The sequence below is a fragment of the Flavobacterium sp. W22_SRS_FP1 genome (assembly GCF_052113685.1).
Lineage (GTDB): Bacteria > Bacteroidota > Bacteroidia > Flavobacteriales > Flavobacteriaceae > Flavobacterium.
In genome coordinates this window covers 21,129-27,243 of sequence record NZ_JBGQOE010000035.1, presented here as the reverse complement: position 1 = coordinate 27,243, position 6,115 = coordinate 21,129, and the positions used below count along the sequence as shown (strand labels likewise).

Below are 6,115 nucleotides of genomic sequence, written 5' to 3'. Positions count from 1 at the left end.
GACTTTAATGTCCTTTCTTTTGAAAAAATTATCCTATCCCTTTTCCTGAGAGTTGCATTAACTAATTGAATCTAGTATGTATATAAATGCAAAAATGTGAAAAATGTGACACGACTTTTTCTTTCAAGTTAATTTTTAAATCCTTCTGGAAAGGATATAAAAACTTTGTTTGCACAAATTGCCAAGCGCAATACAAATTTAACTTTAAGGACAGATTAATTGGTGGAATCATTGTTGGGCTTGCAACGCTTATTTCTAGTTTAATCATGAATTATTTTGAACTAGGAATCCTATCGAAATTAACTTTAGGGTTGTTCTCCATGGTAGTCTTAGCAATCACAGTGAGTGTTTTGAGCGCTTCACTTTTTTCATTTGAACTGAATAAAAAATAAAACTATGAAAAATTTATTTACTTATTTATTCTGACTTTAGAAATTATTTCTTGTACTTGTGATAATGAAATCGAATTAATAATTCAGACTTAATTGATAAGTGGAATTGGGTTTCAAGTTGTGGAGGTTTAACTGGCGACTGTTGGGATCCAATTGAAAATAATTATGAATCTTTTGAATTTCCGAATAACAGTTATTAAAAAATTAATGGTGTTTTAGCTACGGGAATTAATTACTCTTTAATTATCAACCCTTAGCTCTACGAAGTCTCCTGACTTCGTAGCCACTCCAATAATCGAAAAACATAACAAAATAAAGATTGCTACAGTTAGAGCACTTTATAGCAATTAGCACGAAGTCGGGAGACTTCGCCGAACGCGGGAGTGTTTTCCTGTAAAGACGTTAAGGCTCAACGTTTTTAAGACTAAGCTTTGTTTGCAGACTGTTCGCTCAAAGGGATTTTCTGGTAGTTGAAAGTATTTTTTAAAATGAAAATAGTCTTGTAAAGATAAGTTACGAACTCTATTCAGCTCGGACTCATTTTAAATTTCTTTTATAGTTTCAAACAGCCATTCCCTTTTTTAATCTGCATTTTTTATTGTACTCGCTATTAATCACAAACCTTATGATGTAGGACTTATTAAAGTGAATAGTAGTTTTACTTTATATTATTAGATTCGAAAATTCTTAGCTCTACGAAGTCTCCTGAATTCGTAGCCACTCCAATAATCGAAAAACATAACAAAATAAAGATTGCTACAGTTAGAGCACTTTATAGCAATTAGCACGAAGTCGGGAGACTTCGCCCAACACGGGGAGCGTTTTCCTGTAAAGACGTTAAGCCTCGACGTTTTTAATACTAAGCTTTGTTTTCAGACTGTTCGCTCAAAGGGATTTTCTGGTAGCTGGAAGTATTTTTTAAAATGAAAATAGTCTTGCAAGGATAAGTTACGAACTCTATTCAGCTCGGACTCATTTTAAATTTCTTTTATAGTTTCAAACAGCCATTCCCTTTTTTAATCTGCATTTTTTATTGTACTCGCTATTAATCACAAACCTTATGATGTAGGACTTATTAAAGTGAATAGTAGTTTTACTTTATATTATTAGATTCGAAAATTCTATACTTAAAAAGTCCCACAACTACTGCGCCACCAATGGCATTTCCCACTATGGCTATTGACAGAAACGCTAGATAGTCTAAAAATGTAATCGTATTTGAATGTAAAAAAGCTCCAAAAACCTCAATATTACCAACAATACTATGGTGAAAACCTCCAAAACCAATTACACCAGTTATCATGAAAATGAGAAAAATACGAGTTAGTGAGCTTTTGACGCCGTTAATTAACCAGTTTAATAAACCCATTAGCCAGCCAGCAACTATTGCACTTAAAAAAAGAACCCAAGTATCATAATTAACTACATGAATGCCTATTTTTACCATTGTTTCCTGTGTGAACAAGTTTAAATGCGGTGCAAGTAGACCTATAAACAGAGTAAATAAAATACCCCCAATTAAGTTGCCCAAAATAACTAATCCCCAAACTCGCAGTAACTCCCAGATCGTGCGTTGTCCATTCAGAACGGGAATGGCTAAAACAGATGTTTGCTCCGTAAAAAGTGCCGACTTCCCTAAAACGATAAGAACGAATCCTACAGGATAAACCAAACTAAAAAGTTTAAAAATAGTGTTTTCAGCCATTGTTCCTGATAATAAGTAGTTTAGACTACAGATTAAGAAATAACTAAACCCTATTTCAAGTCCCGCAATTATAGCACTGAGCGTTATTGCCTTGTTATTTATTTTGAATATCTCTTCACCTTCGTGCATAACACGACTTAAAATATCTCGATTCTCATCGACACTACCTATTTCTTCTGATGTTTTCTCTAATTTCTCTTGATGCTTCTCTTGGTCTTTATCTTTCGATTTCATAAAGCTTTTTTAGATTTTGATTACTTTCGTTGCAAATCGAAATGCCTTTATTGCAATTTTCTAGTTGTACTATTGTTTGGCAAAGCATAGTTAAGTAAGAATATCTAATTTCGGTATATATTTCTTTAAATTCTTTTTAAAGTTACTACAATCAGGGTCGATCAATAATAGGTCAGATTGCTTCGCTGTTTTGCAACTATTCCTTACTCGCACTAACCTTCAAGTCTCTATAAAAACTCTTTCTAGCCGACACAGTTTCTATCAGATGACGTAATATTCAAATATACGTTATTTTATTTGCAAGTAATTAAGCTGGGTTTGCTAGTGTGGTATTGGCTCGAATAATAATTTGCCGGATTAGCTCAACTTTTTCCCAATTAGAAAAAGAATTTGCTATTTTCAAATAAGCTGTTCTGTTTTCTGATCTTTATTCAAAACTTGAAGTATCGTTTGATGAGTCAACCAAATCTTTATTTCTTTGGATAAAGTTACTGTTTATTATTAAATACAAAAAAAGGTACGAATCCTTTCCTGTGGTTCGTATCTAGGTTAAAGATGAATATTCTATGTTTACTTTATAATTAATACAAAACAAGCCGGCTTGGAGGTTTTTAGACGATCTGACGTTGTGCGTAATAGAAACATCAAATCAAACAAAGGAATCCTAATAAATTTATTACTAACCAGACATAGTTTGGGTATGAACAACGACAGTAATGCTACTCATAAACGGTTAAGAAACTAGAATACAAAATAGAGTCCCAAATAGAATCACCATACCGCACATTTCTTAGTCAGCGAAACTGATTTACGGGAGATTCAGGAATTATTAGAGCGCAACAGTAGCAAAACTCACAGCCAGTTAAGTATCAAAAGCATCCAGCAAATAAAAAGTCATTTTGATGTTTTGTAATAAAAAGATTATCTATACATTTGGGAAGGCTTGGCTATTCAATAGCCATTGCAGACAGGCCATCAATAAATATAGATGCTTTACGATATTAAACTTTTCAATTTAAAAAAATAAGTCTTATGAAATCCAAACAAATTCTTCTTTTGGTATTATTTATTTCCACTTCGCTTTTTGCGCAGAGCACTGCACCACAATTAGATAAAATCAAGCAGCAAGATCTAAAAGAGGACTTATATGAATTGGCGGGTGACGCTTTTCGAGGAAGAAGAGGAGGAGAACTTGGCGAAATGCGAGCTTCTGTTTGGGTGGCTCAAAAGGCCCGTGAAGCTGGCCTTAAACCTGCAGGCGAAGATGGAACCTATTTCCAGTTCTTTAATCTCAAGCGCAGCCGTGTGGCCAATAGCAGTACCGTTAGTGTAAATGGCAAAGCACTTGATCTTTGGAAAGAGATTTGGCCAACTAATTTGGTTGACACTAACCTAGAAGGCTCCGTAGTTTGGTTGGACAAAATGCCGGATAATACTGTCGACCTGAAAGGCAAAATTGTAGCTCTGAATATTATGCCTCCTACTCCCAATATTCCAAGCTGGGTGAGCCTCTGGCAATATCGCTATACCGCTTCTGCAATGGGCCAACAAGGAAAAGAACTTCTCAAGCGTGGTGTTACTGCTATCATTTTTGTTGCTGATGATACTGTAGAATCACTTATTTCATTTACGGGATTTCATTACCAAGAAGGAAGTTATGGAATCGAAGGTGGCGAATCCTCTACTGCAGCTACGGTACCAATTATATTAGCAAGTAAACAGTTACAGAATACACTTTCTAAACAAGGCGCTTATTTTAAAACGAATTTGAAGGTAGAGAATTTTGACTATCCTTCTGTTAATGTTGTTGCTAAGGTTGATGGAACTGATCCTAAACTGAAAGAGGAATATGTGTTATTCAGCGGTCACCAGGACCATGACGGAGTAGGACCCGCTGTTAACGGTGATCCTATCTGGAACGGCGCTGATGATAATGCATCCGTTACGGTAGCAATGCTTGCAATAGGGAATGCTTGGAATATACAACCTGCTAAGCGATCGGCTTTATTTGTTTGGCACGGATCTGAGGAAAGAGGCTTATTGGGTTCTCGCTATTTTGTTAGCCATCCCACCGTTGAACTGTCTTCCATAGTTGCTGTTTTAAATGGCGATATGATAGGGCGCAATACAGCTGATTCTGCAGCGCTTTTGGGGTCGACAGAACCTCATCTAAATTCTTCTGAGCTAGTAGCTATCACTTTAGCTGCGAATAAAAGTATTGCCAAGTTCAAAGTAGATACTTCCTGGGATGCTGCAGATCACCCAGAGAATTGGTACTACCGAAGCGATCATCTTCCTTATGCTGAAGCTAATGTACCAGCAATATTTTTCACCAGCTTATTGCACCCTGACTACCATACACCCTTTGATAGCCCAGACAAAATTGACTATGTAAAACTCACTAAGATGACAAAGTGGATGTATGAAACCGGATGGAGAGTTGCTGAAAGTGCCAACCGTCCTGCTTTAACTACTGAAATAAAAAAATAAAAAATAACTAACTAGTATGTTCTTAATAGACAAGCCATTTGTTTCCGATTTTCTTATCAAAACAATAAAAGACAATAATTATAAAATAATTGCAACCAAAGTAGCCAAAGAATTGGTTCAAGATGATTCTTTGGCATGGATAGCCGAAGAGGAAGCAATCGCTTTACTAAAAAACAATCGAGAGATTTCTCTTTATAGCAATTCAGAAAACGCACTAGCTTGGATCGATCAATACTACGGAGAAAGTAAGTTATCAAATCAATTACAAGTTTTAAAAAATAAAGTAAAGTTCAGAGAACTTATAAAAGAGTTATTTCCCGACTTTTATTTCAAGCAAATAGGTCTCGAAGAAATCCAACGATTGTCTGACGATGAAATACGTTTCCCCTTTGTAATTAAACCTGCTGTTGGTTTCTTTAGCATAGGAGTTCATATCGTAGAAAATGAAAAAGACTGGATCAAAGCTAAAAGTGAGTTGCAAGCTGATAAACTTAAAAGTATCTTTCCTGAAAATGTATTAAACACTAGTACTTTTATTATCGAAGAATTTATTCGAGGAGAAGAATATGCAATCGATTATTATTACGACAATAATGGAGATGCTGTTTTGTTAAACGTTTTACATCACCTCTTCTCCTCTGGCACAGATACAAGTGATCGGGTTTATTCAACATCAAAAGCAATCATTGAAAAGTATAAAATTAATCTTGAATATTTTTTAAGTAAAATTGGTAAAGAGTTAGATTTAAAAAATTTCCCGGCTCATGCTGAAGTCCGAATAGATGAAAACGGGAAAATAATCCCTATCGAGGTAAACCCTTTACGCTTTGGTGGATTTTGCACTACGGCTGACCTTATGGGAGTAACTTTAGGATTTAATGAATACCAATGCTTTTGTGAAAACAAAAAACCAGACTGGGATACTATATTCAAAGGAAAAGAGAATGAAATATTTAGTGTCATTGTTTTGGATAATAATTCGGGAATAATCCCTTCGGATATTTTAAGATTTAACTATTCAGATCTTGCTAAAGATTTTGAAAAACCGATATTAATTAGAGAATTAGATATCAATAAATATCCTGTATTTGGATTTGCTTTTATTGAAAGTGCTGCCACTAATAAAAAGGAATTAAATGATATTCTGACCTCTGATTTAAGAAAATACATAGTATCAAAACAAGGGTGATTTTAACACTTTTACTTTCGGCTTTAAACTTGAGCTAGTAATTCGCGTCATCAGCTCCTCCTTGTTCGTAATAGAACTATTTTTCTTGATTCGTATTTACTTCTG

4 protein-coding genes are annotated in these 6,115 nt (G+C 34.8%); 3 read left to right on the top strand and 1 reads right to left on the bottom strand.

Features of this window, described 5'->3' with window-relative positions:
* The first annotated feature begins 86 nt into the window (after positions 1 to 86).
* Positions 87 to 392: a TIGR04104 family putative zinc finger protein gene (locus ACEN2H_RS14400; RefSeq protein WP_441733535.1), complete on the top strand. Its 306-nt coding sequence runs from the start codon at positions 87 to 89 to the stop codon at positions 390 to 392.
* Positions 393 to 1,485: 1,093 nt separating this feature from the next.
* On the opposite strand, the gene ACEN2H_RS14395 is transcribed toward ACEN2H_RS14400, so the two are convergent.
* Positions 1,486 to 2,331 (bottom strand): formate/nitrite transporter family protein, encoded by an 846-nt coding sequence (locus ACEN2H_RS14395; RefSeq protein ID WP_441733534.1) that lies wholly within the window; start codon positions 2,329 to 2,331, stop codon positions 1,486 to 1,488.
* Positions 2,332 to 3,363: 1,032 nt separating this feature from the next.
* On the opposite strand from ACEN2H_RS14395, the gene ACEN2H_RS14390 reads away from it, so the two are divergent.
* Positions 3,364 to 4,821 carry a M28 family peptidase gene (locus tag ACEN2H_RS14390; protein WP_441733532.1) on the top strand — a complete coding sequence of 486 codons (1,458 nt, stop codon included), beginning with the start codon at positions 3,364 to 3,366 and terminating at the stop codon, positions 4,819 to 4,821.
* A gap of 16 nt (positions 4,822 to 4,837) precedes the next feature.
* Positions 4,838 to 6,010, top strand: coding sequence for an ATP-grasp domain-containing protein (locus tag ACEN2H_RS14385; RefSeq protein ID WP_441733530.1), 1,173 nt, complete (start codon positions 4,838 to 4,840; stop codon positions 6,008 to 6,010).
* Positions 6,011 to 6,115 lie beyond the last annotated feature (105 nt).

What these genes read in the sequence shown, in the direction of transcription:
- ACEN2H_RS14400 (WP_441733535.1), top strand. Translation starts at nt 87, where the DNA reads ATGCAAAAATGTGAAAAATGTGACACGACTTTTTCTTTCAAGTTAATT.
- ACEN2H_RS14395 (WP_441733534.1), bottom strand. Translation starts at nt 2,331, where the DNA reads ATGAAATCGAAAGATAAAGACCAAGAGAAGCATCAAGAGAAATTAGAG.
- ACEN2H_RS14390 (WP_441733532.1), top strand. Translation starts at nt 3,364, where the DNA reads ATGAAATCCAAACAAATTCTTCTTTTGGTATTATTTATTTCCACTTCG.
- ACEN2H_RS14385 (WP_441733530.1), top strand. Translation starts at nt 4,838, where the DNA reads ATGTTCTTAATAGACAAGCCATTTGTTTCCGATTTTCTTATCAAAACA.